29 protein-coding genes are annotated in these 25,940 nt (G+C 58.0%); 13 read left to right on the top strand and 16 right to left on the bottom strand.

Annotated elements, in window-relative coordinates; translation table 11 throughout:
* Position 1 precedes the first annotated feature (1 nt).
* Positions 2-1,186 (bottom strand): TIGR03862 family flavoprotein, encoded by a 1,185-nt coding sequence (locus AC2FPW_RS15730; protein ID WP_496814446.1) that lies wholly within the window; start codon positions 1,184-1,186, stop codon positions 2-4.
* A gap of 48 nt (positions 1,187-1,234) precedes the next feature.
* On the opposite strand from AC2FPW_RS15730, the gene AC2FPW_RS15725 reads away from it, so the two are divergent.
* Positions 1,235-1,531 (top strand): HNH endonuclease, encoded by a 297-nt coding sequence (locus AC2FPW_RS15725; RefSeq protein ID WP_209599595.1) that lies wholly within the window; start codon positions 1,235-1,237, stop codon positions 1,529-1,531.
* Here the strand turns inward: AC2FPW_RS15725 and AC2FPW_RS15720 are convergent, their stop codons facing one another.
* The 3 genes from AC2FPW_RS15720 to AC2FPW_RS15710 are packed head-to-tail and all read right to left on the bottom strand — an operon-like array spanning position 1,532 to position 3,614.
* Positions 1,532-2,269 carry a VOC family protein gene (locus AC2FPW_RS15720; RefSeq protein WP_496814445.1) on the bottom strand — a complete coding sequence of 246 codons (738 nt, stop codon included), beginning with the start codon at positions 2,267-2,269 and terminating at the stop codon, positions 1,532-1,534. It abuts the gene before it with no gap.
* On the bottom strand, positions 2,266-2,874 hold the full coding sequence (locus AC2FPW_RS15715) for an enoyl-CoA hydratase/isomerase family protein (protein ID WP_496814443.1): 609 nt from the start codon (positions 2,872-2,874) through the stop codon (positions 2,266-2,268). Before AC2FPW_RS15715 ends, AC2FPW_RS15720 begins: the two co-directional genes overlap by 4 nt.
* Positions 2,871-3,614 (bottom strand): SDR family oxidoreductase, encoded by a 744-nt coding sequence (locus AC2FPW_RS15710; RefSeq protein ID WP_496814441.1) that lies wholly within the window; start codon positions 3,612-3,614, stop codon positions 2,871-2,873. Before AC2FPW_RS15710 ends, AC2FPW_RS15715 begins: the two co-directional genes overlap by 4 nt.
* A gap of 140 nt (positions 3,615-3,754) precedes the next feature.
* Between AC2FPW_RS15710 and AC2FPW_RS15705 the strand changes: the two genes are divergently transcribed.
* The 5 genes from AC2FPW_RS15705 (at position 3,755) to lpxK (ending at position 9,794) form a co-directional block, all read left to right on the top strand.
* Positions 3,755-5,269 (top strand): DUF2125 domain-containing protein, encoded by a 1,515-nt coding sequence (locus AC2FPW_RS15705; RefSeq protein WP_496814439.1) that lies wholly within the window; start codon positions 3,755-3,757, stop codon positions 5,267-5,269.
* A 168-nt stretch (positions 5,270-5,437) separates the two neighbouring features.
* Complete coding sequence (locus tag AC2FPW_RS15700; protein WP_496814437.1) at positions 5,438-6,784, top strand: TldD/PmbA family protein; 1,347 nt, start codon at positions 5,438-5,440, stop codon at positions 6,782-6,784.
* Positions 6,771-7,571: an inositol monophosphatase family protein gene (locus AC2FPW_RS15695; protein ID WP_496814436.1), complete on the top strand. Its 801-nt coding sequence runs from the start codon at positions 6,771-6,773 to the stop codon at positions 7,569-7,571. The genes AC2FPW_RS15700 and AC2FPW_RS15695 overlap by 14 nt, the downstream gene beginning before the upstream one ends.
* The gene (locus AC2FPW_RS15690) at positions 7,568-8,806 is read left to right on the top strand and encodes a 3-deoxy-D-manno-octulosonic acid transferase (RefSeq protein ID WP_496814435.1); all 1,239 of its coding nucleotides are present in this window, start codon (positions 7,568-7,570) and stop codon (positions 8,804-8,806) included. Before AC2FPW_RS15695 ends, AC2FPW_RS15690 begins: the two co-directional genes overlap by 4 nt.
* Positions 8,793-9,794: a tetraacyldisaccharide 4'-kinase gene (gene lpxK / locus AC2FPW_RS15685; RefSeq protein WP_480488582.1), complete on the top strand. Its 1,002-nt coding sequence runs from the start codon at positions 8,793-8,795 to the stop codon at positions 9,792-9,794. The genes AC2FPW_RS15690 and lpxK overlap by 14 nt, the downstream gene beginning before the upstream one ends.
* A 37-nt stretch (positions 9,795-9,831) precedes the next feature.
* On the opposite strand, the gene AC2FPW_RS15680 is transcribed toward lpxK, so the two are convergent.
* Positions 9,832-10,494: a DsbA family protein gene (locus AC2FPW_RS15680; protein WP_267365070.1), complete on the bottom strand. Its 663-nt coding sequence runs from the start codon at positions 10,492-10,494 to the stop codon at positions 9,832-9,834.
* 13 nt (positions 10,495-10,507) lie between these two features.
* On the bottom strand, positions 10,508-11,014 hold the full coding sequence (locus AC2FPW_RS15675; RefSeq protein WP_480484125.1) for a DUF721 domain-containing protein: 507 nt from the start codon (positions 11,012-11,014) through the stop codon (positions 10,508-10,510).
* Between the two features lie 81 nt (positions 11,015-11,095).
* On the opposite strand from AC2FPW_RS15675, the gene mutY reads away from it, so the two are divergent.
* The gene (gene mutY / locus AC2FPW_RS15670; protein ID WP_496814432.1) at positions 11,096-12,151 is read left to right on the top strand and encodes an A/G-specific adenine glycosylase; all 1,056 of its coding nucleotides are present in this window, start codon (positions 11,096-11,098) and stop codon (positions 12,149-12,151) included.
* Positions 12,152-12,212: 61 nt separating this feature from the next.
* On the top strand, positions 12,213-13,349 hold the full coding sequence (locus tag AC2FPW_RS15665; RefSeq protein WP_267365075.1) for an alkane 1-monooxygenase: 1,137 nt from the start codon (positions 12,213-12,215) through the stop codon (positions 13,347-13,349).
* Positions 13,350-13,416: 67 nt separating this feature from the next.
* On the opposite strand, the gene AC2FPW_RS15660 is transcribed toward AC2FPW_RS15665, so the two are convergent.
* The 4 genes from AC2FPW_RS15660 to AC2FPW_RS15645 form a co-directional block, all read right to left on the bottom strand.
* Positions 13,417-14,799, bottom strand: coding sequence for an adenylate/guanylate cyclase domain-containing protein (locus tag AC2FPW_RS15660; RefSeq protein ID WP_496804317.1), 1,383 nt, complete (start codon positions 14,797-14,799; stop codon positions 13,417-13,419).
* 139 nt (positions 14,800-14,938) lie between these two features.
* Complete coding sequence (locus AC2FPW_RS15655; protein ID WP_496814431.1) at positions 14,939-16,042, bottom strand: site-specific DNA-methyltransferase; 1,104 nt, start codon at positions 16,040-16,042, stop codon at positions 14,939-14,941.
* Between the two features lie 107 nt (positions 16,043-16,149).
* A complete protein-coding gene (gene rnhB / locus AC2FPW_RS15650) occupies positions 16,150-16,767 on the bottom strand; it encodes a ribonuclease HII (protein WP_496814499.1) in 618 nt (205 codons plus the stop codon).
* Between the two features lie 110 nt (positions 16,768-16,877).
* The gene (locus AC2FPW_RS15645; RefSeq protein ID WP_480488575.1) at positions 16,878-17,336 is read right to left on the bottom strand and encodes a hypothetical protein; all 459 of its coding nucleotides are present in this window, start codon (positions 17,334-17,336) and stop codon (positions 16,878-16,880) included.
* A 176-nt stretch (positions 17,337-17,512) separates the two neighbouring features.
* On the opposite strand from AC2FPW_RS15645, the gene AC2FPW_RS15640 reads away from it, so the two are divergent.
* The 3 genes from AC2FPW_RS15640 to AC2FPW_RS15630 all read left to right on the top strand — a co-directional run bounded on the left by AC2FPW_RS15640 (position 17,513) and on the right by AC2FPW_RS15630 (position 20,152).
* A complete protein-coding gene (locus tag AC2FPW_RS15640; protein ID WP_480484131.1) occupies positions 17,513-17,800 on the top strand; it encodes a hypothetical protein in 288 nt (95 codons plus the stop codon).
* Positions 17,772-18,473, top strand: coding sequence for a winged helix-turn-helix domain-containing protein (locus AC2FPW_RS15635; RefSeq protein ID WP_209598366.1), 702 nt, complete (start codon positions 17,772-17,774; stop codon positions 18,471-18,473). The genes AC2FPW_RS15640 and AC2FPW_RS15635 overlap by 29 nt, the downstream gene beginning before the upstream one ends.
* Before the next feature lie 104 nt (positions 18,474-18,577).
* Positions 18,578-20,152 (top strand): DUF427 domain-containing protein, encoded by a 1,575-nt coding sequence (locus AC2FPW_RS15630; protein WP_496814429.1) that lies wholly within the window; start codon positions 18,578-18,580, stop codon positions 20,150-20,152.
* A 76-nt stretch (positions 20,153-20,228) separates the two neighbouring features.
* Here the strand turns inward: AC2FPW_RS15630 and AC2FPW_RS15625 are convergent, their stop codons facing one another.
* From AC2FPW_RS15625 to AC2FPW_RS15600, 6 genes are all read right to left on the bottom strand, one after another.
* On the bottom strand, positions 20,229-21,023 hold the full coding sequence (locus AC2FPW_RS15625) for a DUF1217 domain-containing protein (protein ID WP_496814428.1): 795 nt from the start codon (positions 21,021-21,023) through the stop codon (positions 20,229-20,231).
* The gene (gene flbT / locus AC2FPW_RS15620; RefSeq protein WP_267366588.1) at positions 21,020-21,421 is read right to left on the bottom strand and encodes a flagellar biosynthesis repressor FlbT; all 402 of its coding nucleotides are present in this window, start codon (positions 21,419-21,421) and stop codon (positions 21,020-21,022) included. The genes AC2FPW_RS15625 and flbT overlap by 4 nt, the downstream gene beginning before the upstream one ends.
* Complete coding sequence (flaF, locus tag AC2FPW_RS15615; protein WP_496814427.1) at positions 21,421-21,795, bottom strand: flagellar biosynthesis regulator FlaF; 375 nt, start codon at positions 21,793-21,795, stop codon at positions 21,421-21,423. The genes flbT and flaF overlap by 1 nt, the downstream gene beginning before the upstream one ends.
* Before the next feature lie 77 nt (positions 21,796-21,872).
* On the bottom strand, positions 21,873-23,084 hold the full coding sequence (locus tag AC2FPW_RS15610) for a flagellin N-terminal helical domain-containing protein (protein WP_209505009.1): 1,212 nt from the start codon (positions 23,082-23,084) through the stop codon (positions 21,873-21,875).
* Positions 23,085-23,294: 210 nt separating this feature from the next.
* The gene (locus tag AC2FPW_RS15605) at positions 23,295-23,654 is read right to left on the bottom strand and encodes a flagellar biosynthesis protein FlgN (protein ID WP_496814425.1); all 360 of its coding nucleotides are present in this window, start codon (positions 23,652-23,654) and stop codon (positions 23,295-23,297) included.
* Complete coding sequence (locus tag AC2FPW_RS15600; protein WP_267366596.1) at positions 23,644-23,919, bottom strand: rod-binding protein; 276 nt, start codon at positions 23,917-23,919, stop codon at positions 23,644-23,646. The genes AC2FPW_RS15605 and AC2FPW_RS15600 overlap by 11 nt, the downstream gene beginning before the upstream one ends.
* A 110-nt stretch (positions 23,920-24,029) precedes the next feature.
* Here AC2FPW_RS15600 and AC2FPW_RS15595 point away from each other — a divergent pair, with 110 nt between their 5' ends.
* Complete coding sequence (locus AC2FPW_RS15595) at positions 24,030-25,274, top strand: flagellar hook-length control protein FliK (RefSeq protein WP_496814424.1); 1,245 nt, start codon at positions 24,030-24,032, stop codon at positions 25,272-25,274.
* A 3-nt stretch (positions 25,275-25,277) separates the two neighbouring features.
* Positions 25,278-25,940 (top strand): flagellar hook capping FlgD N-terminal domain-containing protein, encoded by a 663-nt coding sequence (locus tag AC2FPW_RS15590; RefSeq protein ID WP_496814423.1) that lies wholly within the window; start codon positions 25,278-25,280, stop codon positions 25,938-25,940.

The raw sequence follows: 25,940 nt of genomic DNA, 5'->3' as shown, positions 1-25,940 counted from the left end.
GTTATCTGACCTGATCCAGCCTATCGGCAGCAGCCCGACCGGCCCAGCGACCCGTGGCAAGACAGGCCGTCAAAAGATAGCCCCCGGTTGGCGCTTCCCAATCCAGCATCTCACCTGCGCAGAATACACCCGGAATGGTTTTCAGCATCAACCCGTCATCCAACGCGGATCGTTTCACGCCGCCTGCCGTCGAAATGGCCTCATCCATCGGTCGCAGCCCCGCGTGCAGGATTGGCAGTTTCTTGAGAACCTCCACTTCGCCGGGCAGCGGCAACTGACTGCGTTTTGCCATCTCGTGAAACACGGCAATCTTCTGCGGTGACAGGTTCAACGATTTTCTCATCCATTGCGAAAGCGTGGTTTTCGACTTCCTGGACGACCATCTCGCCCGCAAGGATTGAAGGTCCAGATCAGGTGCCAGATCGACATAAAGTGGCTGCCCTTTGCGCAAAGCAGGGGTGAGGGTGTAAAGCCCGCCTCCCTCCAGCCCGGTTGCCGAGATTGCGGCCTCACCGCGGCTACCCAGGTCACCGGCCATCCACCGAACCGATTTCAGCGCCGCCCCGAAATGTGGCTGCATATGAGGGCTCCAGTCCACAGACAGGGCTGAATTCGCAGGTTCGAACCATGCCAGTTCCACGCCCCTGCCGGACAAGATTTGCGCCCACTGACCATCCGACCCAAGGCGGGCCCAGCTTGCCCCGCCCAGCGCCAGCACGGTTACAGAAGCAATCAGGTTTTGCGGCCCGTCCGGGGTCTCAAATACCAGCGCATCAGCTTCCCAACCTTTCCATCGCCAACGGGTTTTGATCTCAACCCCTGCTGCGTCCAGTCGCGCAAGCCATACGCGCAACAAGGGCGACGCCTTCATGGCCTCGGGAAATACCCGCCCGGTGGAGCCCGTGAATAATGTCTGGCCCAATCCACGCGCCCAGTGCTGCACGGCTTGCGCATCAAAGGCGGTGATCATCGGGCACAACCAGTCCGCCGCATTGGCATACGACCGCATCAGTGTCTCAGGCGGTTCGTCCTTTGTCAGGTTCAGCCCCGATTTACCTGCCATCAGAAATTTGCGCGCAACCGAGGGCTTGGCTTCGGCAACCAGTACGGAATGCCCGGCCTCGGCCAGTTGCTCGGCCGCCATCAACCCTGCGGGGCCTGCTCCGATCACCACTGCCTGCGCCATTCGCACCCTCTTGCCTTCGCCGTCCATCGACGCAAGTTTCAAACCATCATGGCGAACAACGATCCGATCTGCCCGCTCTGTGACCGCCCGATCCCCAGTGGGGGTGGCAGCCTGCATCATCTGATCCCAAAACTCAAAGGAGGCAAGGGCGGACCCACCGTTCTTCTGCACCAGATTTGCCACAAAGAGGTCCATGCCACCCTGACCGAGGCCGAACTGGCGCGCAGTTACAACACGGTCGCAGCCTTGCGCGCGCATCCCAGGCTTGAGAAATTCCTGATCTGGGTGCGTAAACGCCCACCCGGATTTCGGTCGAAAGTCCCGGGCAAGCGACGCAACAGGTGATCAGCCCGGCAGGACCGGATCGCCAAAGGCGTCTTTCAAAGGTGCGGCCAACCCCTCGACTTCTATTCCCCGGTAATCCGGTACGGGCGCAAACTGCGCACCCGCAAGATGCTGGAACTCCAATGTCGAATACGGTCGCTTCCACAACCATTCGCGATTCTCGACGGCCCACAGATCGGGGTTTGGAGGGGTTTCGTCGGTAAAGGCGTAGAAATGCAGATCAAAGCCATGGGGGGCCACCTCCTGCATCGACAGCAAGGACATACCTTGCGCGCGCCAAAACGCGTCTTCACCTGCGATATCACCGGTCCGAAGGGTTATCTGACCGATCCGGGCCTGCGCAAACGGAGCGTCCCGGTCCGCCGCCTGCGCCGGTTTGTTACCTTCGAAATCATGTTGCAGCAATTCGATGACAAACCCTTCGGGATCAGCCAGATGGCACATATACCCGATATCCAGAAACTGGCTCGGCGCGCTTACCGCAGTACCCAGCGCGCGCAGATGCGCTGCCGCAAGATCGACATCCGGCACGGTAATTCCGATCTTCCAATATCTTTGGCCCCGGTCATGGGTGTATCCGCCACCACCCGGCAACAGCAGAAGGTCCGCATCTTCCGAGTTGTAGCCGACGCGGTAACCTGACCCCTGCCGGTCAACCCGCATACCCAGAACGTCGCGATAGAATACGGCCAGTCCTTCCGGGTCAGCGACCCGTAACCGAACGGCCGAAATCCTCATGAACACATCCTTGCGATGTCCCTGGCGATAACGGGGTCAGCGTTCACGCTGTCTGCCACAAAGTCACGCGCGGTTTGCATCAGGTGATCGGGCTCGACGATCCGGTCAACCAGACCAAAGTCATACGCCTCTTGCGCGGTAATCTTCTGACCTGCCATCAGGATCAACTTGGTTCTGGCCGGGCCCACCAAAGCCGCCAGCCGTTTCGGATCGGACGGTTGCGGCAGGAACCCCAGCTTCATCACCGGATAGAAGAACTTGGCTGTTGGCACCGCAATGCGAAGGTCACAGGCCAAAGCCATGCCATTGGCCCCGCCAGCCAAAGTTCCGTTCAACGCGGCAATGGTCAGACAGGGCAATGCGGCGATGGCACCGGATAGTCTTTCCCAGACGTCAGAGGTGGCCAGACCGGCGCGCGCCTCGTCCAGATCGGCCCCCGCGCTGAACACTTTGCCCGCGCCCGTCAGGATCAGCGCCCGCGCGCTGGTTGCGGCCTCGGCAATCCCGACCAGTTCATTCAGCATCGCTCCGGTCAGGGCGTTTGCCTTTTCGGGATTGTTGATCGTAACGACCCATAGGCCATCCTCTTTCCTCAGGTCGATCATATCAACCCGACCCTTTTTCGGATGTCTTCCAGACGCAGCGAGATTTCCGTTCCCAAATACTCATCCGCGTCCTTGGAACACATCCACAACAAGGCACGTGCTGGCCAGTCTGCGGGAATATGCGCGTCCCAGTCCAGTTGACTGACCGGATTGATACCGCTTGCCTTGATGGACCGCTGCATATCCGTGGCAACCGTCCCCGGCGACAGCCCCATGGCGCGAATACCGTGTTGGGCTTCTTCCAGATGCAGGCATTCCGTCAGCATTTTTGCCCCGGCCTTTGACGCGCAATAATGGCTCCACGCCTCAACCGGGTTGGACGCCGCGCCGGACGAGACGGTCAGAATGCTTCCGCCCCCGGCGGCCCGCATCACCGGCAATGCCGCACGCATCCCGTAGAAAACACCTTTGAGGTTGATGTCGATGGCTTTGCTCCAGGCCTCAGGATCGGCGTTGGTAAGATGAAAGATCGGATCAATCACACCGGCATTGCCAATCAGAACATCCAGCCCACCGAACCGATCCACACATGTGGCCACAGCCTGCTCGACCTGCGCGAAATCGCTGACATCGCAGGCCAGCGCGATGGCCTGATCAACCAGTTCAGCGGCCAAGGCATCAATCTGATCTCGGCTGCGCGCCACCAATGCGACATTGGCGCCGGCTGCGGCAAAAACGCGCCCCGCTTCGGCCCCGATGCCACGGCTGGCCCCGGTGATCAGAACTGTTTTCCCCTGCATTCGCCTCTCCTCACGCATTGTTGTTGATCCCGGCAACAGCCGTAACGCGGAAACGGGGAAATGGTCCAGCCCTTGCCCCCTTGACGATAGGTGCCACAACCCCGACCATGCGCCGCAAATTGATCAAGAAGGGTTACCTTATGTCCGTTTTCTTCCACCGCAGCTGCGGTGCTGTTCTGGCTTACGCCGTTGCGACCCAGGGCGCGTTCGCCGACCTTACTGCAAATGATGTCTGGTCCGACTGGCAAAGCTATTTCACTTCAATGGGCTACACCGTTACAGGTGACGAAAGCATCACCGGTGACGTCACCACTATTTCGAACATGACACTTTCTTTGACCTTTCCGGAAGAAGACGGGCAGTTCCAGATGGTCATGCCTGAAATGACGCTGACCGAAAATGGTGACGGAACCGTTACCATCGGACTGCCCGAAAGCTTTCCCATGGATGTCACGGGAAAAGCCGATGATGAAGAGTTTGCAGCCAAAGTGATTTATTCGCACAGCCAACTGAACATGGTTGTTTCGGGTACACCCGAAGACATGACCTATGACTACACTGCTGACAAACTGGGCATTTCACTGGATTCGATTGAAGTCGATGGCGAACCGCTGCCGAACGAGGTTTTCAGCATCGCGGTCGAGGCAGGTGATCTGGCCGGTCGGTCGCGGATGCAAATCGGCGAACACCGAAACATCACCCAGACATTCAACAGCGATACACTGACCTATGACCTGAACTTTCAGGATCCGGAAAACGGTGAAAGCGGGCTGATCAATGGCCAACTGGGCCAACTGGCCTTTGAAGGCGAAAACGTGATCCCGCTGGATTTTGACATGTCTGATCCGCAGGCGTTTTACCAAGCGGGTTTCGCCTTTGATGGCACGTTTACCTATGCATCCGGCAGCACCGATCTGAGCGGGACCAGCGAAGGCCAGGCGTTCTCGATGAACAGCACCTCGGAGGGTGGACGCTTTGCCGCCAGCATCGACGCCGAGCGTATCGCCTATGACATCGCGCAGAACAGCACCAAACTGGCGGTTACAACAGCAGACCTGCCATTCCCGATCGAGTTGTCCATGGCCAGCGCAGGGTTGAATTTCGAATTCCCGATCCAGCAATCGGACGAAATACAGCCCTTCGCCTTTGGCCTCAACATGACCGATTTCACCATGTCTGATGTCCTGTGGGGCATTTTTGACCCGGCAGGCGCGCTGCCCCGCGATCCGGCGACAATTGCGCTGGACACGACCGGCACGGCAAAAGTTCTGATGAACATCTTCGATCCAGAAATCGACGTTGAGTCGGACGAAGCTCCGGGCGAGCTGCATTCGCTGAAAATCAGCCAGCTTCTGGTTTCGTTGGTTGGTGCCAAACTGACAGGTGATGGCGATTTCGCCTTCGACAATTCGAACACAGAAGAGTTTGGGGGAATGCCCAGCCCAAGCGGCGTGGCGAACCTGAAACTTGTTGGCGCCAATCAGCTGATCGATACGCTGATCGGCATGGGCCTCATTTCGGATGACGATGCGCTGGGCGCGCGGATGATGATGGGTCTGATGGCTGTCCCCGGCGATGAGCCTGACACCCTGAACTCGACCATCGAATTCACCGAAGACGGCCAGATTTTGGCGAATGGCCAGCGTATCAAGTGATACCTATCTGAAAGGGCCGCGCAGTGCGGCCCTTTCCATTCCTGGGAACCTTGTGCAAAACATGGTAGCGGCATGGATTAATCACGATCCACACAGCCCAATCCGGTCACAGGTCTTGCGGGGCGGGCAGTGCGAGGCTAGGTCCTTGGCAATCAACCCGGAGACCTCATGACCCGCACACCAGAAGAAATCAGCCAACAATTGCTCGATGTTGCTCGCCGGGCAGGCGCAGAGGCAGCAGATGCCATCGTTCTCGAAGGGTCCTCGGTCTCGGTCGATGTGCGGGGCGGCGCACTGGAACATGCGGAACGCTCGGAAGGCGCCGATCTGGGTTTGCGCGTGTTTTTGGGTAAACGCTCAGCCATTGTGTCCAGCTCTGACAGCCGCCCGGAAACCCTTGCGGCGATGGCCGAACGCGCCGTGGCCATGGCAAAAGAAGCGCCCGAAGACCCCTATTCCGGGCTGGCGGACAAAAGCCAACTGGCCAGTGACTGGGATATTCAGTCACTGGAATTGCTGGACACTGCCCCGGCCCCGTCCGCGGAAAGCCTGATGCAGGATGCGCTGACCGCCGAGGCCGCAGCACTGGCGGTAAAAGGCGTCACTCAGGTGTCGGATGCTGCTGCAAGCTACGGAACGCACCGGGTGCATCTGGCGGCTACAAACGGGTTTTCCGGTGGGTATGAGCGCAGCAGCCGATCCATCTCATGTGTTGCGATCTCGGGTGAAGGCACCGGGATGGAGCGCGACTATGACGGTGACAGCCGGACGTTTCAATCCGACCTGCGCGACGCGGCTGAGATTGGGCGCACCGCAGGGGAACGCGCTGTGCAACAGGTTGGCGCGCGCAAACCTGCGACCGGCAGTTTCCCGGTGTTGTTTGATGAACGTATCTCGTCTTCGCTGATCGGGCATCTTCTGGCCGCCAGCAATGGGGCCGCTATTGCGCGGGGCGCGTCTTGGCTCAAGGATTGTCTTGGGCAGGATGTTCTGCCCGCGCATCTGTCGCTGATCGAAGATCCGCACCGCCCGCGCATCTCAGGCTCGCGCCCATTTGATGCTGAAGGCTTGCCGACGCAGCGCCGGGTGATTGTGGAAAACGGTGTCCTGACAGGATGGACGCTGGATTTGTCGAGTGCCCGCAAGCTGGGCATGGGCTCCACGGGCAACGCTGCGCGCGGTGTGTCCGGCCCACCCTCGCCCAGCAACTGGAACCTGAGCCTGACGCAAGGGGCCCGCAGTCGCGAAGATCTGCTGCGCGATATGGGCACCGGTTTGCTGGTCACGTCCATGATCGGATCGACGATCAACCCCAATACAGGCGACTATTCCCGCGGTGCATCAGGGTTTTGGGTCGAAAACGGCGTGATCACGCATCCTGTCAACGAATGCACCATCGCAGGTAATCTGCGTGATATGTTGCGGCGGATCATTCCCGCCAATGACGCGCGCCCATATTTGTCGCGCGTGGTCCCGTCGCTGTTGATCGAAGGAATGACACTTGCCGGCAACTGATCTGCCCCTTCTGATTGAGGCCGCGATTGAGGCCGGCAAGATCGCTACACGCTACTCCGGAACGCAAGCACAGCGTTGGGACAAACCCGGTGGCGCCGGTCCGGTGACCGAGGCCGATCTGGCCGTCAACGCGATGCTGGAAGAAAAGCTGTGCACTGCGCGGCCGGGCTATGGCTGGCTCAGCGAGGAATCCGAGGATTCGCCCGAGCGGTTGAACCGCAGCAACGCCTTTATCGTCGATCCGATTGACGGCACCCGCAGCTTTACCGAAGGCGCGCGCACCTGGGCGCATTCGCTGGCCGTTGCAGTCGATGGCATTGTGACTGCCGCTGTAATCTACCTGCCGATGCGCGACTTGCTTTATGCTGCGGCGCAGGGTCAGGGCGCCACTCTCAACGGGCAAAAGATCACGACATCGAAAACGCCTGAGCTATTGCAATCGCAGGTTCTGGCCGCCAAACCAAATCTGGACGCACAGCACTGGCGCAATCAGAATGTTCCAGCCTTCCACCGCGCATACCGTCCCTCGCTTGCCTATCGCATGGCTCTGGTCGCGCAGGGGCGGTTCGATGCCATGCTGACCCTTCGCCCCAGCTGGGAATGGGATATTGCCGCTGGCGATCTGATCATCCGAGAGGCGGGCGGCGTCTGTTCAGACCGTTTGGGTCAACCGCTGATCTTCAACAATGCCCACCCCAGGCTGAATGGCGTAATCGCCGCCAGCACCGCGATCCACGGGCAACTGTGGGCTCAGCTGGACCCGATCGGGCCCGGAATCGGCGCATGAGAAAACCGCGCTCATTAAGCCTTGCCGCTTATCGGGTGCTGTCCTGGAGAATGCGGAACGGCGTTGGTGTAAAAACCGACCTGCCACGCCCCGAAGGCGAGGTCGTGTGGATGCACGTCACCACGCCAGACCGCCTGCGGGCGGTGAGTGATTTTTGCCGCCGGTTGCTTCAGTCCCGATCCGAGCTGCACTTTCTACTGACCGCCCCGCCGGACGCGGATCTGTCTGCCTGGCCGGAATGCAGCTTTCCCCTGATCAACCTGCCTCAGGAACAGAGCGGGGCCGCGCGTGACTTTATCGAATACTGGCGCCCAGGTATCGGGATTTGGTTCGGTGGTGATCTGATGCCCAACATCATAACCCGAGCTGATGAACAGGCCGTACCCTTGGTGTTGTTCGACGCCCAATTTACCGTTGCACTGTCCCGGAACGCGCGCTGGCTGCCAGACATAACCAGAGTGACCTTTAGCTGCTTTCGCAAGATACTGACTGCAAATTCTGAAACCGCCCGGCACATCCGGAGACTTGGCATCCCGTTTTCAACAGTCGAAGAATCGCCACCTTTGCGCATCAGCCCAAATCCAAGACCTTGGCCAGAAGACGAGCTGATCGAAACCAACCACACGCTGGCAGGGCGGCCTGTTTGGCTGGCTGCCTGGGTGCAGGACAAAGAGTTCATTTCGGTTCTGACAGCACATCGTCAGGCATTGCGCCTGTTGCACCGGCTGGTTCTGGTACTTCACGTCGCCGACGTTCACGAGGCTGCCCCCCTAAAACGGCGGCTGGAGACGATGGATTTACGCTGTGTCAACTGGGACGATGGTGGCTTGATCGAAGACAGCACGCAGGTCGTTCTGACTGCCGACCCCGAAAATCTGGGGTTGTGGCACCGGGTGTCGGCAGTGACGTTCATGGCCAGTTCACTGGAACGCGGCGCAGGTGGTCAGGACCCGTCCGACGCAATCGCGCTGGGGTCCGCCATAATTTCTGGACCATTCGTGCATCGCCATCACGAGCTTTACGCCCACCTTCAACAGGCAGGGGCAGCCAATGAGGTCAAGTCAGCAACCGAGTTGGGCGATGCCGTCGTACAGCTTCTGGCACCAGACCGCGCCGCTGACATGGCTTTGGCTGGATGGCAGATAATCACCGAAGGTGCGCCGCAGGCAGACACCCTCATCGAAATGGTGCAGGATATTCTGGACCAGCGGAGCGCAGATCATGCGGGCACCTGATTTCTGGAACACTCCTCCGGACCAGCCGGATCTGAGGGCGCGGCTGCTGACCCCGCTGGGGCGCTTATATGCCGCAGCGACAGCCCGCAGGATTGCCTCGAAATCAGGGGAAAATCCCGGTGTGCCCGTGATCTGCATCGGCAATCTGAATGCAGGTGGAACCGGGAAAACGCCCACCGTCATCTGGACCATCGAACAACTGGGTAATGCCTGGCACAAACCGCATGTCGTGACGCGAGGACATGGCGGGTCACTGGAAGGCCCGGTGCAGGTCGATCCGGGCAGGCACACCGCCGCCGAGGTGGGGGACGAGCCGCTGTTGCTGGCGATGTTTGCCGAGGTCTGGGTTGCCAAGGATCGGGCGGCGGGCGCGCGTGCAGCGGCCGCAGCGGGGGCAACAGTGATCGTTCTGGATGATGGCTTTCAGAACCCTTCGGTCGCCAAGGATTTCTCGATTATCGTTGTGGACGCCCAGCGCGGATTTGGAAACGGCTTATGCCTGCCAGCCGGTCCATTGCGAGAGCCCGTCGATACCGGCCTGCAACGGGCCGATCTTGTACTGTCCTTGGGGGAAGAAGCGGCACAAAAGGTATTTGCCAACAACTGGAAAGGCCGGTTGACCGTTCCTCATGTCACCGGGGCAGTCGAACCCCTGCAAACCGGTATGGATTGGTCGGAAACGCGTGCGTTGGCGTTTGCAGGCATCGGCTATCCCGAAAAGTTCTTCCAAACCCTGCGGCGGCTGGGTGTGGATCTGGTACGGGCCGAGGCGTTGGACGATCACCAGCCGTTGACACAAGCCCTAATGACCCGACTGGAAAACGAGGCGCGTTTGCTGGGCGCTCAGATGGTCACCACCGAAAAAGACGCCGTTCGCCTGCCCCCCGCTTTCCGAAGCAAGGTGATCACTTTGCCGGTTCGGCTTCAGATTTCAGACGCCGACAGGGTCAGGGACATGCTTTTGAAAGCCGCCCCTTCACCAAAGTAAACCAGGCTGGCCCCCGGCGGGGCCAGCTGGGGTCGAGTCAGCTGCCGAGCTCAGCTTCAATCAGCTTTTTGAAGTCCGCGTAGGACTGATTGTCGACTTTCTTGCCATTCACGATGAAGGACGGGGTCGCCTGAATTCCATCGCGTTCAGCGTTTTCCTGATACCATGCGGCCAATGTTCGCGCCTTGGTGCCATCCTGCAAACAGGCCTCAAGCTGGTCGCCATCAATACCTGCCAGACGACCGATCTTGCGCAGTTCATCGACGATCTCGGCAGGGCCACCTGCGCGCGTCCATTCTGCCTGACCTTCGTAAATCAGATCAGTGATGCCAAAGAATTTCTCGGGACCGGCGCAGCGGGCCACCATTGACGCCCACAGACCATAGCGATCAAAATAGACCTCACGATAGGTGAACTTGACCTTACCAGTATCAATGAAATCCTTCTTGAGCTGTTTATACGCGCTCTTGTGGAAATTCGCGCAATGCGGGCAGGTGTAGGATGCGTATTCGATGATTTCGACAGGCGCGCCCTCGGCGCCCTGAACCATATCAATGATGGTGGATGTATCCAGGTCCGCCTCTTGCGCCTCGGCGGCGCTGACTAGCGGAAAACTTGTGTTGGAATTTGACAGCGACACCCAATAGCCGCCTGCGGCCACGGCGACGGCCGCACAGATTACGGTTGCAATACGGCTCATTCTCAGCCCTTTCTCAGCGTTTCTGTTTGGATAAAACGTTGCGCCCAAGACGTTCAAGGGCCGCGCGCAAATCTTCATCATTTACACTGCGTGACACTTTGTCTGCCTCGGCTGCAATTTCAGGTGCAATCTCGGGTTTTGCTTGCTTCGGTTTATGGTCGAAACTGGCCTGCCCCTCGGCAAATCCGGTCGGAGCGGTCTGAGTAATGCGGACACGGCTGATGGCATTGTAACCGTAAACCGCGTTCACTTTACCACGCAGCTGTTCCTTCTGCATTTCCAGCATCGGGGCCTGCGGACCTGTGGTCAGAACGGTCAGGGTCGCGCCGAAACCACCTTTGCCATAGCCGACACTGACTGGGCGCGCGATAGCGGCGGTATCCTGACCCACGATCTCGGCCCAATGGGTCAACAGACGTGACACAGCAAAGCCCCGGCTTTCCCCGGCGCGCCTGATCTGGTCATTCAGCAAAGACGCGGTGCGCTTGAACCCGCGGGTTGACGAACGTCTGCGTTGCATCTGGTTTCCAACTCCTGCACCGCTATTGTAATAGGCAGAACACCGGGTGCCAGCGAAACCTGACAGGGAGACGAATAAAACTTGCGTGATTCCTTTGAATTCACCGTCAGCGCTGCGCTTCTGGAGTGGTATGACCACAACGCTCGCGCCATGCCATGGCGCACAGGACCGGCAGAGCGCGCCGCTGGGGTGCGCCCTGACCCTTATCGGGTCTGGTTATCCGAAGTGATGTTGCAACAGACGACTGTAGCAGCGGTGCGGGATTACTTTCTGCGCTTCGTGACACGTTGGCCTACGGTTCAGGCGCTGGCCGCCGCACCGGATGAGCAGGTCATGGGGGAATGGGCCGGCCTTGGGTATTACGCGCGTGCGCGCAACCTCTTGAAGTGCGCCCGCGTTGTGACGCGGGATCACAATGGTCAGTTCCCCGAAACTTATGATGCGCTGCTGAAATTACCCGGAATCGGCCCTTATACAGCTGCGGCAATCTCGGCCATCGCATTCGATCAGCCTGAAACGGTTCTGGACGGCAATGTCGAACGCGTCATGGCCCGATTTTTCGACATTGATGCGCCGCTACCCGGCTCGAAACCCCTGCTGAAGGAAAAAGCTTCAGCGCTGACACCCTCTTCTCGGCCCGGTGACTACGCACAGGCAGTCATGGATCTGGGGGCCACGATCTGCACGCCGAAATCCCCGGCATGTGGCATCTGCCCGCTGCGCGATCCATGCCAAGCGCGGTTTGCGGGAACACAGGCTGATCTTCCCCGAAAAAGACCGAAAAAGCCCAAACCCACCCGTCACGGTCACGTTTACATCGCGCGCATGCCAGATGGGGCCTTGCTGCTCGAGCGCCGACCGGACAAAGGTTTGCTGGGCGGAATGCTGGGCTGGCCCGGATCGGAATGGGCTGACGATCCGGTCGAGCACCCCCCGCTTGCGGCAGATTGGAAGATGGTGCCGGGCGAGGTGCGCCACACTTTTACGCATTTTCATCTGATTTTAAGAATCTGGACCGCAGAAACCACCGGTCAAGATGTTCCCGATCATCTGATCGCAGTGGGAAAGCACAGCTTCAAACCCAGCGACCTGCCCACGGTGATGCGCAAAGCCTATGATCTGTGGAAAGGGCAATAACACCGCTGTGCATTCCCTGGCCTCGCGGCTAGGCTGTCCCCATCTAGTAGGAGCACCAGAGATGAGCGCAACAGTCTCGTTGGCACGCTGGCAACCGGCATCACCCTTCTGGGTGTCCCTTCTGTTGATCCCACTGATCTGGTTCACTGCTTTCGCGGGCGGATGGTGGGTTCTGCTGATCCCGATCTCGACCTGGTGGGTCTTTGCCGTGCTGGACCGGATCACCGGGCTCAACGTGGGAAATGCGGACCCTGAGACGCCAGACGATGCTCTGCAACGGTATATCCTGCTGACCAAGCTTTGGGCACCCCTTCAGTTCCTTACCCTGTTTGGCCTGATCTGGTACGCGAGCCACGGCAGTCAGCTTTCGACGCCTGAGAAAATCGGCCTGTTCTTTGGCATGGGTGTTATCACGGGTACGGTCGGTATCAATTACAGCCACGAGCTGATGCATCAGAAAAGCCGTTGGGAACGCTGGCTGGGCGATATCCTTCTTGCCATGGTGCTCTATTCTCATTTCCGGTCCGAGCATCTGCTGGTCCATCACCGTCATGTGGGAACGCCACGCGATCCGGTGACGGCGCGATACAACGAAGGGTTTCACCGCTTTTACCCTAGGGTGTTGCGGCAAAGTCTGATCTCGGCCTTCAACGCCGAGCGCGGAAAACTGGCCCGCAAGGACCGCCCCTGGACCGACCGCTCCAACCCGTTCTGGCGGTATTGGGCGTTGCAAGGGGGGATGCTGGCACTGGCGGCCCTGATCGGAGGATGGTCCGGTCTGGCCCTTTTTCTCTTGCAGGCCGGGGTCGCGATCTGGCAGCTGGAACTGGTCAACTACGTTGAACATTACGGGTTGACCCGGAAATATCTGGGCGACGGGCGGTATGAGCACGTCCTGCCCCGGCATTCCTGGAACGCCTCGCAAAAGGCTTCAAACTGGTTGCTGATCAATCTTCAGCGCCATTCGGATCACCACTACAAGCCAAACCGCCGGTTCCCGCTGCTTCAACACCACACGCCCGAAACGGCACCGCAACTGCCCTATGGCTATCCTGTCATGACTGTGGCTGCGATGATCCCACCGCTGTGGCGACGGGTTATGAACCCGCGGGTCAGGGAATGGCGGCGCCAGTACTACCCCGAGATCACCGATTGGCACGCCTATAACAAGGCCCTGAACCCCGCACCTGATGCGTAACCGATGCACCGCCCGGGACCCATCAGGCTCGGCGCATTGGGTACTGTTCTGGCGAGGTGTAAGGTCTTCAGCCTTTCATCACCCAGATATCCATCGGTGTTTCCACGCCGCGCACGGATTGATCGGTAAGCTCTGCAAAACCAGTCATGGCGACAGACGCAGACTGGTTTTCCTCTGCAATCCGCGCGCGCACAGCGTCACTGACCACGATACGCGCCTGCAAATCACGCGTCAGCGCCTCGAGCTTGGCCGCGACGTTGACGGCATTCCCGATGACCGCAAATTCAAGCCGGTTCGCACCAATGTCGCCCAGCACGACCGAGCCATAGTGCACCCCAATCCCGACGCGGATTTCAGGCTCTCCCGCCCGGCGGCGGTCCAGATTCCATCGGTCGATCACGCTGACCATAGCGCGCGCGCATCCCAGCGCGTTGCTTGCGTCCAACGGCGTGGGCACCGGGGTGCCAAAGGTCGCCATCAGGCCATCCCCCAGATACTTGTCCAGGGTCCCGTGGTGACGAAAAACCTCGGTTTCCATGCGGGCGTGAAAGCCCCGCAGCACTTCGATCACGTCATAAGGGTCACGACCGGCGGCGTATTTCGTGAACCCGACGATGTCGATGAACAGAACGGCTACATTCTCTTTTCGGACCTGTTTCAGCGGCTCGTCATTCTGGCTCAGCTCCTCTACCACGTTGGGCGAGAAATAGCGTGACAGGTTGGCCCGTTCCCGTTCCAGCCCTGCATTGCTCATCAATAGCCGGTTCAGCCGTTGCATCGAAAGGCCCAAAGTCACGGCCACCATCATGAAAACGATTGCCTGCTGGATGCGCTGAGGCGCCATGAAACTGTTCGGATCCAGAAGCTCGGCAACATCCGGGTAGCCTTGCAAAGCGGTCGCAACTTTTTCGCTGATCCCCGGAATAGGCGTTGCGACCCACCAGGCAACGATCCACCCGATCGTCCACATCATCGCCGTCCAGGTCCCTATGGCGATCACGGTCCGCCAGGAATAGGCCAATGTGCCTGCCGCCAGAATGATGAAGAAGTACTGAAAGTTGTCGAACCGGTATTGCATGGCCAATGGCCTGACATCATCGCTGAAGGGATTGGGTACGATCATCCCAAGCGTCATGATCAGCAGGTCGACGAAAATCAAAAACAACTCGCCCCGCGATTGCCCGACACGACCTGCACGGCGGATCAACCACCCGTTGCCGCAGATCAGCAGCAGAATGAAGTGATACCAAAGCACCTCCCATTGCGGGTTCAGAAAAACCAGCAGCACCGCAGTCAGCGCCATCGCCACCCATCGCGCACGCACAGCCAGTTCCAGACCCTCGCGCTTGTGCCGTTCCAACGCAGCCTCGGTATATTTGTTGTCCAGATCAAACGCATCGGGCTGGGTGAAAAACAGGCTTCGGCGGGGCTGTGCGGTCGTCTCGGTCATGGCCGTGGTCTTTCTTGCGGAGGCTAGGCAGCCTTATGCAATCACTGTTGAAGGCAAAACAAAAGACCCCGCCGGTTGATCGGCGGGGCAAGGCATAGTGCCATGTGTCAGGCCACAGGCACCGGCGGTGTTCGTGAATTCAGTTGTGCATCTCTGCGCGGATCTGTTGCCGCAAGATGTCAATCGGTACGGTCTTGCCGTCCCGCTTGAAGCACCAGTATGTCCAGCCGTTGCAGGACGGGGCGTTTTCCAGATGCGCGCCCACCTGATGGATCGAGCCTTTGACGTTGTCACCGACCAATGTGCCATCAGCCCGGACCTTGGCTTTGTGGCGCTGGTTCATGGAATACAACTCTTCGCCCGGGCGCAGCATCCCACGTTCGACCAGCTGACCGAAGGGAACGCGGGGTTCGGCGCGCTTGCTGGCGCTGACTTCCAGAGCCTCACGGTCGAATTTGCGCACCTTCGAGATGCGCTTCTCGGCCACCTTGCGATAGCTTTCCTCGCGCTCGATCCCTATGAACTCGCGACCCAGCATTTTGGCGACTGCACCGGTTGTACCTGTGCCAAAGAACGGATCCAAAATCACATCGCCCGGATTGGTCGAGCCAATCAACACGCGGTGCAGCAGCGATTCCGGCTTTTGTGTCGGGTGTGCCTTGTCGCCGTTTTCATCCTTTAGCCGCTCATGCCCCGTACAGATCGGCAGCACCCAGTCGCTGCGCATCTGCACACCTTCGTTCAGGGCTTTCAGCGCCTCATAGTTGAACGTGTATTTCGCGCCCTCGCGTTTGGAGGCCCAGATCATCGTCTCATGCGCGTTGGTAAAGCGCTTGCCCCGGAAATTCGGCATCGGGTTCGACTTGCGCCACACAACGTCGTTGAGGATCCAATATCCTGCGTCCTGCAAAGCCGAGCCTACACGGAAAATATTGTGGTAAGAACCGATCACCCAGATCGCGCCGTTGGGCTTCAGCAGGCGGTGTGCCGCCTTCAGCCATTCGCGTGTAAACTGGTCATACGCCCCAAAACTTGCGAACTGATCCCAGTGATCATCCACCGCATCGACCTGCGAATTATCCGGGCGATGCAACTGACCTTTCAATTGCAGGTTATACGGCGGATCCGCAAAAATCAGATCCACTGACGCCTCGGGCAGACTGTTCATCACATCGATGCAGTCCCCGGATAGAATCGTGTTTAAAGGGAGCGCTCTTGCGCCCTTTTTGGTGGTCGTTGTCATATCACTGCCTCAAGTGTCCACGGCGCTTTTGCGCTCATTTGGTTGAGACAAGGATGAGTCAAAGTCGATTCGCCGTCAAATTCTTTTTTGAATCAGCAGCTTACGATTTACTCTTGATACAAGATGTTGTGCACCGGTTTGAACGAACGCCTATGGTGTGGGGTCACGCCAAGATTTCGCAGCGCTTCCTTGTGTTGTTTTGACGGATAGCCTGCGTTGGTTTCCCACCCATAACCCGGATGCTGTTGCGCTAAATCCACCATCACCTGATCGCGCCAGTTTTTCGCCAGGATCGAAGCAGCCGCGATCGACACCGATCGTGCATCGCCCTTCACAACGGCCTGTGATGGAATTCTCAGACCCTGCGGAATCAGGTTGCCATCGATCAGCAGGAAATCAGGTGCCGGGGTCAACGCCTCCACCGCGCGCATCATCGCCAAGTGCGACGCCCTCAGGATATTGACCTCATCAATTTCGGCGACAGAGGCCTCGGCCACCGCGAACTCAGCAACGTCCCGAATCTCGGCGTCCAGCACGGCCCGGCGTTTTGCGGTCAGCTTTTTTGAGTCATTCAACCCTTCGGGAAAGTGCTTCGGGTTCAGAATCACGGCGGCAGCCACAACCGGCCCGGCCAATGGGCCGCGCCCGACCTCATCCACACCGGCGATACGGATGTGGCCCATGTCCAGCAGCGCCTGCTCAAGTTCGAAGTTTGGCATTGTCATGCCCTTGGCAAACCGCGTTTCGCGCAGCACCGCAAGAAGAAAAGAGAGGGCGGCCCACACCACCCTCTCTCTCACGGCACTTCTTTGGCGCCGTTCCTGCTCAACCCGAACTACTGATAAACGACGCGGTATCCCTTCTGGCGCAGGCATGCAGGTTCATAGGCCCGCCTGACCTTTTTGCCATTCCAGAAACCGACCTTGCACTCTTGCGGCAGGCTATTGGCATGTTTGTAATGTTTCTCGAGGCATTTCGGCCCAAGCAGCGGATGGTCCTGCGAATACCCATCATAGGTGCGCAGGCAGCGCTGGGGCAGGTCGTAACGCGCCACATGCGGCGGCAACGGACGCACCGGCTGCGTCACATGTGGTGTATGGGTATAGGTCTGTTGACGCGTCGCCCGATCCTTTTTCTTTTCCTTGTTATAGTAATGAACGCCGGCACCGATAATAGCGATGGCCGCCAGCCCTCCAAGAATGTCCTTTGCGTCGGCCGCCTTCGCCTGAGAAGCCGACACACCGGTAATCGCAACCGCGGTCGCAATGATCAAAGCGATGAATTTCTTATGCATGATGCCTGTCCTTTCGGATGTTCGTGCGACCGTATGACGGACCGCGTGCTGATTGCCCTGAAAGTGGGGGCACCTGCCCAAGACAAGCAATAACGGCCCGGTGTTATCGGATATCAGGGGCAGCAAACCCCTTGGGTTATTGAATATCGCGGCAACTCATGCGCAGGATGCGGCCTATGAAACAGATCCTCTCTTCTCTGACCTTTGCGGCCCTGTTATCGCTTGGTTCTGCTGCGACAGCGGCAGATTGTTATGCGGACTACAAAGCCAAGAAGGACAACCCGCTGCGTTTGCATTACGGCGTCATGCAGGTCACAAGTTGCGACAAGGGACAGGCCCGGGCAGAAATCGCCCAGCGCCTGAACGCGTCGGGTTGGACCTTGCTTGAAGTGCAGTCCGTTTTCGGGCCGGAAGGGTTGGATCAGAGGAAAGGCAATGCCGGACAATTCTATCTCCGTTTCTGAAGCACGCCGGTCGGGTGTCCGGCTGGTTGTGCTGGGCATCGCGGCCATTGTCGTCATTCTGATCACCGCTGCCGTTTTCCTGTTCTGGACCTTGCCGGACGCAAATGCGTTCAACGCACGTGTCGAGCGGCTGTTTGTCGAGGCCGATCTGACGTCACAGACCGAGATTCGCCTGCTTGAAATTCTGGCCCAGTCTGGCACCGCCTTTGCTGACACCCTGTCCAGTTACCGGATGGTAATCTATGTGCTGCTGGTTTTTGCCAGTGCGATGATGATCTCGGCACTGGTCTTTCTGGTGATGCTGGTCTTGTTGAACCGGCGCATGGCACAGATCGAACGTACCGGCATTCAGGTAACGTCGCTGCTGATCAGTCGCGAAGAAAACACTGTCTACCTTAACAACATGGATTTCAAACTGACGCCCGCCGCGATGGAAACCTTGTCGATTCTGGCGGAATCCCGGTTGGATGACGAGGTATTGTCCGGCGCCCAGATCGAGGCCATGATTTCCGGTCGCGATGCCGCCGATTGTGACGAAGCCGCGGGCGCAACACGGATCAAGCGGTTGCGCGACGCGCTTGGCAACCAGATGGTCAGCGAACTGCTGGTCAAGAATATTGCCAAGAAGGGGTATATGCTGTCGATCGAGAAGGACGTCATTCAAATGGTCTGACGTTTTGGCGCGTCGCTCGCGCCCGGTAAATTCCCGTTGCAGCCTCTTGGAATGTCAGGTGAAAAGCCCCATTCTAAACAAACCCCAGGCAGAGGAGGTCGCTTATGAACGTCCACGCCGCGCCACAGATGAATGGATATGGAATCTCAGTTGAGCCGCTGGAAGGCAGGATTGCCATTTACCGGAACGACATTCTTCTGGCTGAAAGCACAAACGCAAAGGTGATGTATGAAACGCGTTTGCCGCCAACGATTTACGTTCCCCGCGCAGATGTATGTGTGGATCTGAGCGAAGAAACGGACCTGCAAACATTCTGCCCGTTCAAAGGCACCGCCACTTACCACGACATCCAACTGGCCTCGGGGCCTCTGACCAATTCCGTCTGGGCTTACGAACAAGCCCTGCCGGAAAGCGCGGACATCCGGGGCTGTATCGGGTTTGTGTCCGGCGCCTACACCCGGATTGACCTGGGCGACAATCGCCTGCGCGAGCCTGACGACGGCAATATCAGCGGACCACTGATCGACTGGCTGATGCGCGGCGCTTCCGCCGCGACCACGCCCGAAAGCTTTACCAAGGCATTGGCCGAGAAGATGCTGGAGCACGGCATCGCCATCCAGCGGCTGAGCATTCTGGCATGGTCCTTGCACCCCCTGATCGCGGGCAAACACTATATCTGGGAAAAGGATCAGGACGAGATTCTGACCCGCGCCCCGACCTACGAAATCTATGATCACCCGGCTTTCATCAACAGCCCGTTGCGCCATGTCTCGAACGGGTTGGGCGGCGTACGGCAAAGACTGAACGACGATAACCCGCATTACAGCTTCCCAATCATGGAGGAGTTGCGGGCAAAGGGTGCCACCGACTATGTCGCGATGCCGTTGCCCTTCTCTGACGGTCGGACCAACGTTCTGACCCTGACCTGTGACCATCCCAACGGCTTCACCACCGAGAATCTGGGCCTTGTATTCGAATGCTCTTCGGTAATCGCCCGCTTTTACGAAGTGTTCATGCAACGCGAGAATGCACAGGTTTTGCTGGAAACATATGTTGGAAAACGCTCTGGCGCACGCGTTCTAGGGGGCGAGATCCGGCGCGGTGACGGGGATGAGATCGACGCAGCAATCATGTTCTGTGACCTCCGCAACTCGACAAGCCTCGAAGAGAAACTGGGGCGGGGCACTTATATCAGTGTTTTGAACGAGTTCTTTGAAACCGTCTCGGGTATCGTTCACGAAAACGAAGGCGAAGTTCTGAAATTCATTGGTGACGCTGTTCTGGCGGTATTCCCGGCAGCCGATGAAAACGCAAGCGCGGCCCGTGCCAATGCCCAGCGCTCGGCAATCAAAATCGTCGAAACGTTGGGAGAGTTGCGCAAAGCAGGTACCGGCATACATTGCGACTGTTCTATTGGCGTGGCTTATGGGCGCGTCACCTATGGCAATGTGGGCTCTCGTGAACGACTTGATTTTACGGTTATTGGACAAGCGGCCAACATAGCAGCGCGGTTGGGCGAATATGGGAAAACCGAAGGCCATCGCATAGTCGTGTCCGAAGATATTGAGCCTGCCTGTTCCAACACCTTACCATTGGGCGCGGTCAACCTGCACAACGTGACTAGACCCGTTATATGCTACGCATTGCAAACCACAGCCGACGAGATTTTGAACGGTTAACTTTTGGTTTGTGCAGGTCAAACGAGAGATGTCGGGTACTAGATTGCGACCCGGGCTTTTGCCCCATGTCTTCTGATCACACAGCCCCAAGCAAGATCAAAGCGGTCTGCGCTGGCGAAATCGTACTCTGAAGACCCGCGATTTGACTTCTGGCCAGATAGGTGTCGGTCAGTTTCTCAACCGCCTTCTGGTCGGAAAACTGTGCCAGATCATCCGATCCAGTCAGACGGAATAACCGGCTTTTGAACTCGACCAATTGCTTGTCGATATCCAGTTGGGCGAATGATGGCGGTAGCCCAAGCGCCGTTTCCATCATTTTGCGCAGCGGCGGCAATCCCATAAGATCGAACCATTTCGTATCTGTACTGCTTCCGCTTTTCGCCAGATCAGACAGCTCGCGCTGGGCATAAAGCGAAATGCGCATCGTCTCATCTGACTGTCCGACCGCGATCTCAAACCGCGCTGACAGGCTGGCCTGAGCTATCTCTTCCATATTTGTGACCAGCACCGTTTTTCGAACAGCTCCCGGACCAAACCCGAAAGCATCCGAAAATTCCCGGTACCGTTTATCCGCCAAACGATTGGACAAAGCGTCATCCGCCTGTGTTCCGTCCTCCAGGATTTTCCGGATAAAGAACCGGTTATCCACATCCCCTTCCAACCCAAAGGCACCCAAAGCGACCTGCAACAATCTGCGGTCAGAAACCAACTGTTCGGCGGTCTTCACTTTCCTAATGTTGTCCAGGAAGTACTTTGTCTCCCTCTCATTCACTGCCGAAGACGAGAAACTTTGAAACTGTCCTTGGTAAGTACGTTGCAGAAACCGCCAGCCGACGATCCCGCCAGTCGGAATGACAGGTTGAAAGCTCATTGCTGATAGGCCATCAACCGTTCTTCGCGCGGAAGAAGCGAGCGAAGTGACTTGAGGCATTTATAGTATTGCTCGGCCACCAGCGCGTCTGTCGCCTCGGACAATACACGACGGCTGTCTGTATCCGTAAAAACCTGGCTCAGCTCTTCTACGCTGCGCAACAGGTGTTGACGCGCCCGAGCCGGATCCATGTCTCCGGACAGAACAAGTTGCGCGGCATAGCAGACACGGCGCACCGGAGTATTTACTTCATCCGGATGTATCGCATCGCGCAACCGCAGGACATTGGCCTGCGGCGTCATGATCGAAAACCGGCCACGGCGGTCGCCGTTTTCAATCACAACACCATTGATCAGCACCCTTTCCTTCGGGGCAAGTTTCAAAACCAGCCCGCTCATCAGGTTGCCCTCATCTGGCGCAATCCGCGCAAAATCGCCGTGTTTATTTCAAGCAATGGTTCGATGGACGCGCCGCCCGCCAAAATGCGGCTGCTGTGCAGTTCCGTAAACTCGGCAAGGTAGAAAATCCTGGCGCGAATATCGTTCGGCAAAGCGTTTGCCGAATCCGCGACACCTGTCGCCAGCACCCCCCATAACCGGCGGTTCTCGTGCACGGCCTGAACAAACGCCGAGAAATCCGTTGCCTTGCGCGCCGTGGCCGCCTTGAGACGCCGTGTAATTCTGGAAATTGCCTCATATTCAGTGTCACGGGGCGTTCGCGTCGGCGCGGCGGCTTGCGCATAGGTGTATTGAGCGAGGGTTTGCGGGGTCACTTGAAATCCTTCCAAAAAGCCGTCGTCAGATAGTCACGACCGGGGCGCGAAAACCGCGCCCCGGACCGCGTTGCGTATTAGCGGAACAGCGACAGGATCGACTGCGGCGCCTGGTTGGCGATCGAAAGCGACTGTGTTGCCAGCTGCTGCTGCACCTGAAGGGCCTGCAAACGCGCCGAGGTTTCTTCCATGTCAGCGTCGACCAGCGCACCGATACCGGATTTGAACGAGTCAGAGAGATTCGAAATGAACTCTTTCTGGGTCTCGATACGACCCTGCGCCGAGCCAAAGGCGGCCGAGGCATCAATCGACGTGTCGATAAGCGATTCGACGGCCGCCAACGCAGCGGTTGCCCCCGCACCTGTCGACACATCAATACCTGCCAGTGCGCCCAAACCACCGGCACCCGCATTCACGAACTGAGCCGAGAACGAGATGTCAGATCCTGTGCCGTTTGTAACCGACAACGTACCCGCAGTGCCGGAGTCGTAATCGACGGTCAGGCCGGTAATTCCCAGCTCTTCGATCTTCGATTTCAATCCGACAGCAACAAGGTCACCGGTCGTCGTCGCAGCAGCATCTTCCGCGGAAACGGTATAGGAAACAACCTGATCGTTAATGGCGACGACAACCTTGTCTCCGGCCGCGAAAGCGCCGCTGGATTCATCGGTCACCAACGCCGTCGCGGCCGTTGCACCATTGTCAATGGTTGCCCCCACGCGGTCATTGCCGGTCGATGCGCCGGTAGAGCCGTCGAAAACCTGTTTGGTGACATATCCACCGGTCGACAGGTTCTGCCCCGAGACTGAGATTGACGACGCAGTCACTGCCCCGGTGTTGTCCCGATCCAACGATGCGAGGATCGATGCAGAGCCGGTCGAGCCGTCAACAAGGTTCAGACCGTTGAACTGGGCCGCGCTGACAACCGATGCGATCTGATCCTTCAGTGCGGTCACATCGTCATTGATCTTACCGCGATCAACGTTGTCTTCCTGCGCCGCGACGATCTTGCTTTTCATCTGGGTCAAGAGGTCGGTGACAGTTTCAGACGCATTTCGCGCAACTGCAACAGTCGATTCGCCCAGCGCGAGGCTGTCTTTGATCGCGTTAAAGCCCTTGACGTCGGACTCCATCACTTTCGAGATCGCCCAAACCGCCGAGTTGTCCTTGGCTGTCGCGACGTCCTTACCGGTCGAAATCGCGTTCTGGGTCATCGCCAGGTTCTTGTTGACCGACTTGAGAGTTTGCAGCGCAACCATCGCGCCATTGTTTGTCAGAATGCTGGACATAGCTTTTATCCTTTTGCCTTCGGGCGATTTTCGCCCATGTTCACCCCACAATATCTGCGGGCATTGGTGTCTTTCTGACTTGTGCGACGCGCCGCGTGGCTGTTCGCGCCACCTGATGTTTCCAGGTGCAGCATCACTTTTGAGCCCGATCCCCTAACGGAGTGCTAAAACGCCCGAACCAGGTGTTTCAGATTTGAATCAAACCCAAGCCTATGCGCGTTTTTCCAGCTTTGCCGTATTTCGAACGGAAAACTCACTTCGTTGCCCATCCGCGCCGTACGTGCTGAATTCCTGCCGAACCCGTCGCAGTTCAGCCATGCGGCTGGCGACGGCCCGAATCCCGCCGGCGGCACTGTTCAGCAATGCCTGATTGCGTTCGACTTTCTGCTGCACTCGAACCAATGCATCGCTGTCAAGCACCTGAAGGTCGTTGATCGCGCCGATCAGTTTTTCTTTTTCCGGCACCATATGCGTCAGGCGGTCCAAATCGCCCTGGACAAGCGCCGCACGCTCCAGATCCAGAACTTCTTCCAGAGACTTGATCAGTGCCATGTCGACTTCAGATGTCATCGGTTTTCTCCATCAGTGATTTCAGCAGAATTTCTGACAAACCCACCCCGCCAGCCCGGGCCAGTTCGCGTGCCTGATGCTGAACAAGAAACGAAGAGAACTGATCTTCACCGGCTCCTCCTCCAAAAGACTGGCGCGTTTTGCCCAATCCGGCCGACTTCATCATTTCGCTGAGGAATGCGGCCTCCAACTCGATGGCCGCGTCTTTCAGTCGTGTCTGGGCCAATGGCGTTTGAGCCACCTGGGGAATTGCTGAGACGTGCATGGTTTTCTCCGAAAATGCTTCGAACTTTCTCGATCAAAGGTGAAAGCGGTTAAAATAAACGTAACTTCCTGCGGGCAGAGTTCTGATCAATCACACGGAGCCAGAGCAAAATGCCCAACCCACTAACGCTGGCAGCCGCAGCGCCAACAGCAACTGCGAAACCCAGTTCGCCCGCCAAAGATCCGGGTCGTACTGCCGGGTCGGACAGTTTCGAGGACATCCTTGAACAGGGAAACCAAACACATCCTCTCCCCGGCACCACGGCTTTGGCCACTTCTATCGAAACCACCGACGAAACTGCCGAGATTGAGGTTGAGGCCGTTCTGTCAAACACGGCTGAGGCATCTGTCGAGGCGATTTCACCTCGGGCACCAGAGTTGGCAAACAACATTTCATCGCAGACCGAAATGGCCGGGACATCCGAAACGCCTGGGGCAGATACAGTGCATCCCGCGCCGTTTGTTCCTGCCGCAGCGGATATCCCCGCAACGGGTACGACAGAACCGGAACAAACCGTTGCGTCAACGGGTTTGCCCCGTCAGACCGACATTCAACCCTTTGTGCCCGAGCAACCAATCGAAGAGCAGGTTCACACCGCTTCGACCCAGGTCACGCCAACCCAAAAACCCTCAGAGGCTTTGCCTGTGCTAAGCCAGCCAAACCGATCAAAGGACCAGACAGGCGGGTTGAAAGCCGAACCCCTCCTTGAAAGCGCAAAGACGGCGCCCGAGACAGCGGAAGTCGCTGCCACGCCCAATCCGACAAGTCCAAACCGCGCGACACCCGTTGCACAGCTTCAGCTGATCCTCAACTCAATCGAAGCGGAACAGGCGGCACCGGTTCATGAGGTTGACTCTGTGCCCATCGCCTTAGACGAACCCGTTCAGCAAGCCCCCCGCGAGGTGGCACAACACTCGGCGATGCCCTCTCCGTTCGCCCGTGCTGAAATTGCCCGTGCCATAGCCGGGCAATTGGCGGCAACGATTCAGACCCGACCGGGAACCGGCATCATGGAAATCTCGCTAAGCCCCGAAGAATTGGGGCGCGTATCCATTGTGCTGAACGGTCGGGATGACGGGCTCCAGATGACAATCGCAACCGAACGCCCGGACACGATGGAACTTTTGCGCCGCCACCTGTCCGTTCTTACGGAGGAGTTTCAGAAACTGGGCTATGGAAACCTGAACATCGATCTGGGGACTCCGTCGGATTCAGGTGCACGGGATCAGTGGACAGATGAATTCGACGCTCAGGCCGCACCGGAATCCGAACCGGTTCAGAACGTACACCCCGCGCAAGCCACGCCGCTTCCACAAACTCCTGCTCCGGTCAGGGGCATCGATATGAGATATTGAAAAATGATCACACCCGTCACCGCCACACAGGCTGCCACCTCTCAGCAAACTGCCGGTCCGTCCCGGAGTTCTGCGATCACCTCGGATTTCGAAACGTTTCTGCTGATGCTGACCGCGCAGGCCCAAAATCAGGACCCGCTGGAGCCGATGGATTCAACCGAATACGCATCGCAACTTGCGCAGTTTTCGATGGTTGAACAACAGGTTCAAACCAATGACCTGCTTTCCGCCCTGACCAGCACGCTTGGCAGTGTCAATCTGAACGACCTTGCAAGCTGGGTCGGAATGGACGTCCGATCTGCCTCGGGTTTCCATTTCAACGGCCAGCCGGTGACCCTGTTCTCGAACGCGGATTCTGACGCGGACGCAACCAGACTGGTGATCCGTGATCATGAAGGCATAGTCGTCGACACGGTTTCTGTTCCCACAACAGCGACGGAGTTTGCTTGGGCAGGTGTGAGTTCCTCAGGCGATCCGATGGCTGCTGGCAACTACACCGCGACGCTGGAAAGCTACAAAAATGACCGGCTGATTTCCGAGAAACCGGTTGCTGCCTATAACCGCGTCGTCGAAGCGCAGGTAGGAGAGGATGCTGTTCTGCTGACCCTGCAAGGTGGTCAAGTAATTTCCGCAGATCTGGTCACTGCGGTCCGAACGGGTGCTTGA

It is taken from the genome of Ruegeria sp. SATB027 (assembly GCF_059613825.1).
The sequence above is the reverse complement of the archived record's forward strand: the minus strand, read 5'-3'. Positions and strand labels throughout refer to the sequence as shown.

Coding starts and splice junctions, on each gene's coding strand:
- AC2FPW_RS15730 (WP_496814446.1), bottom strand. CDS start 1,186: ATGGCGCAGGCAGTGGTGATCGGAGCAGGCCCCGCAGGGTTGATGGCG.
- AC2FPW_RS15725 (WP_209599595.1), top strand. CDS start 1,235: ATGGCGAACAACGATCCGATCTGCCCGCTCTGTGACCGCCCGATCCCC.
- AC2FPW_RS15720 (WP_496814445.1), bottom strand. CDS start 2,269: ATGAGGATTTCGGCCGTTCGGTTACGGGTCGCTGACCCGGAAGGACTG.
- AC2FPW_RS15715 (WP_496814443.1), bottom strand. CDS start 2,874: ATGATCGACCTGAGGAAAGAGGATGGCCTATGGGTCGTTACGATCAAC.
- AC2FPW_RS15710 (WP_496814441.1), bottom strand. CDS start 3,614: ATGCAGGGGAAAACAGTTCTGATCACCGGGGCCAGCCGTGGCATCGGG.
- AC2FPW_RS15705 (WP_496814439.1), top strand. CDS start 3,755: ATGTCCGTTTTCTTCCACCGCAGCTGCGGTGCTGTTCTGGCTTACGCC.
- AC2FPW_RS15700 (WP_496814437.1), top strand. CDS start 5,438: ATGACCCGCACACCAGAAGAAATCAGCCAACAATTGCTCGATGTTGCT.
- AC2FPW_RS15690 (WP_496814435.1), top strand. CDS start 7,568: ATGAGAAAACCGCGCTCATTAAGCCTTGCCGCTTATCGGGTGCTGTCC.
- lpxK (WP_480488582.1), top strand. CDS start 8,793: ATGCGGGCACCTGATTTCTGGAACACTCCTCCGGACCAGCCGGATCTG.
- AC2FPW_RS15680 (WP_267365070.1), bottom strand. CDS start 10,494: ATGAGCCGTATTGCAACCGTAATCTGTGCGGCCGTCGCCGTGGCCGCA.
- AC2FPW_RS15675 (WP_480484125.1), bottom strand. CDS start 11,014: ATGCAACGCAGACGTTCGTCAACCCGCGGGTTCAAGCGCACCGCGTCT.
- AC2FPW_RS15665 (WP_267365075.1), top strand. CDS start 12,213: ATGAGCGCAACAGTCTCGTTGGCACGCTGGCAACCGGCATCACCCTTC.
- AC2FPW_RS15660 (WP_496804317.1), bottom strand. CDS start 14,799: ATGACCGAGACGACCGCACAGCCCCGCCGAAGCCTGTTTTTCACCCAG.
- AC2FPW_RS15655 (WP_496814431.1), bottom strand. CDS start 16,042: ATGACAACGACCACCAAAAAGGGCGCAAGAGCGCTCCCTTTAAACACG.
- rnhB (WP_496814499.1), bottom strand. CDS start 16,767: ATGACAATGCCAAACTTCGAACTTGAGCAGGCGCTGCTGGACATGGGC.
- AC2FPW_RS15645 (WP_480488575.1), bottom strand. CDS start 17,336: ATGCATAAGAAATTCATCGCTTTGATCATTGCGACCGCGGTTGCGATT.
- AC2FPW_RS15640 (WP_480484131.1), top strand. CDS start 17,513: ATGAAACAGATCCTCTCTTCTCTGACCTTTGCGGCCCTGTTATCGCTT.
- AC2FPW_RS15635 (WP_209598366.1), top strand. CDS start 17,772: ATGCCGGACAATTCTATCTCCGTTTCTGAAGCACGCCGGTCGGGTGTC.
- AC2FPW_RS15630 (WP_496814429.1), top strand. CDS start 18,578: ATGAACGTCCACGCCGCGCCACAGATGAATGGATATGGAATCTCAGTT.
- AC2FPW_RS15625 (WP_496814428.1), bottom strand. CDS start 21,023: ATGAGCTTTCAACCTGTCATTCCGACTGGCGGGATCGTCGGCTGGCGG.
- flbT (WP_267366588.1), bottom strand. CDS start 21,421: ATGAGCGGGCTGGTTTTGAAACTTGCCCCGAAGGAAAGGGTGCTGATC.
- AC2FPW_RS15610 (WP_209505009.1), bottom strand. CDS start 23,084: ATGTCCAGCATTCTGACAAACAATGGCGCGATGGTTGCGCTGCAAACT.
- AC2FPW_RS15605 (WP_496814425.1), bottom strand. CDS start 23,654: ATGACATCTGAAGTCGACATGGCACTGATCAAGTCTCTGGAAGAAGTT.
- AC2FPW_RS15600 (WP_267366596.1), bottom strand. CDS start 23,919: ATGCACGTCTCAGCAATTCCCCAGGTGGCTCAAACGCCATTGGCCCAG.
- AC2FPW_RS15595 (WP_496814424.1), top strand. CDS start 24,030: ATGCCCAACCCACTAACGCTGGCAGCCGCAGCGCCAACAGCAACTGCG.
- AC2FPW_RS15590 (WP_496814423.1), top strand. CDS start 25,278: ATGATCACACCCGTCACCGCCACACAGGCTGCCACCTCTCAGCAAACT.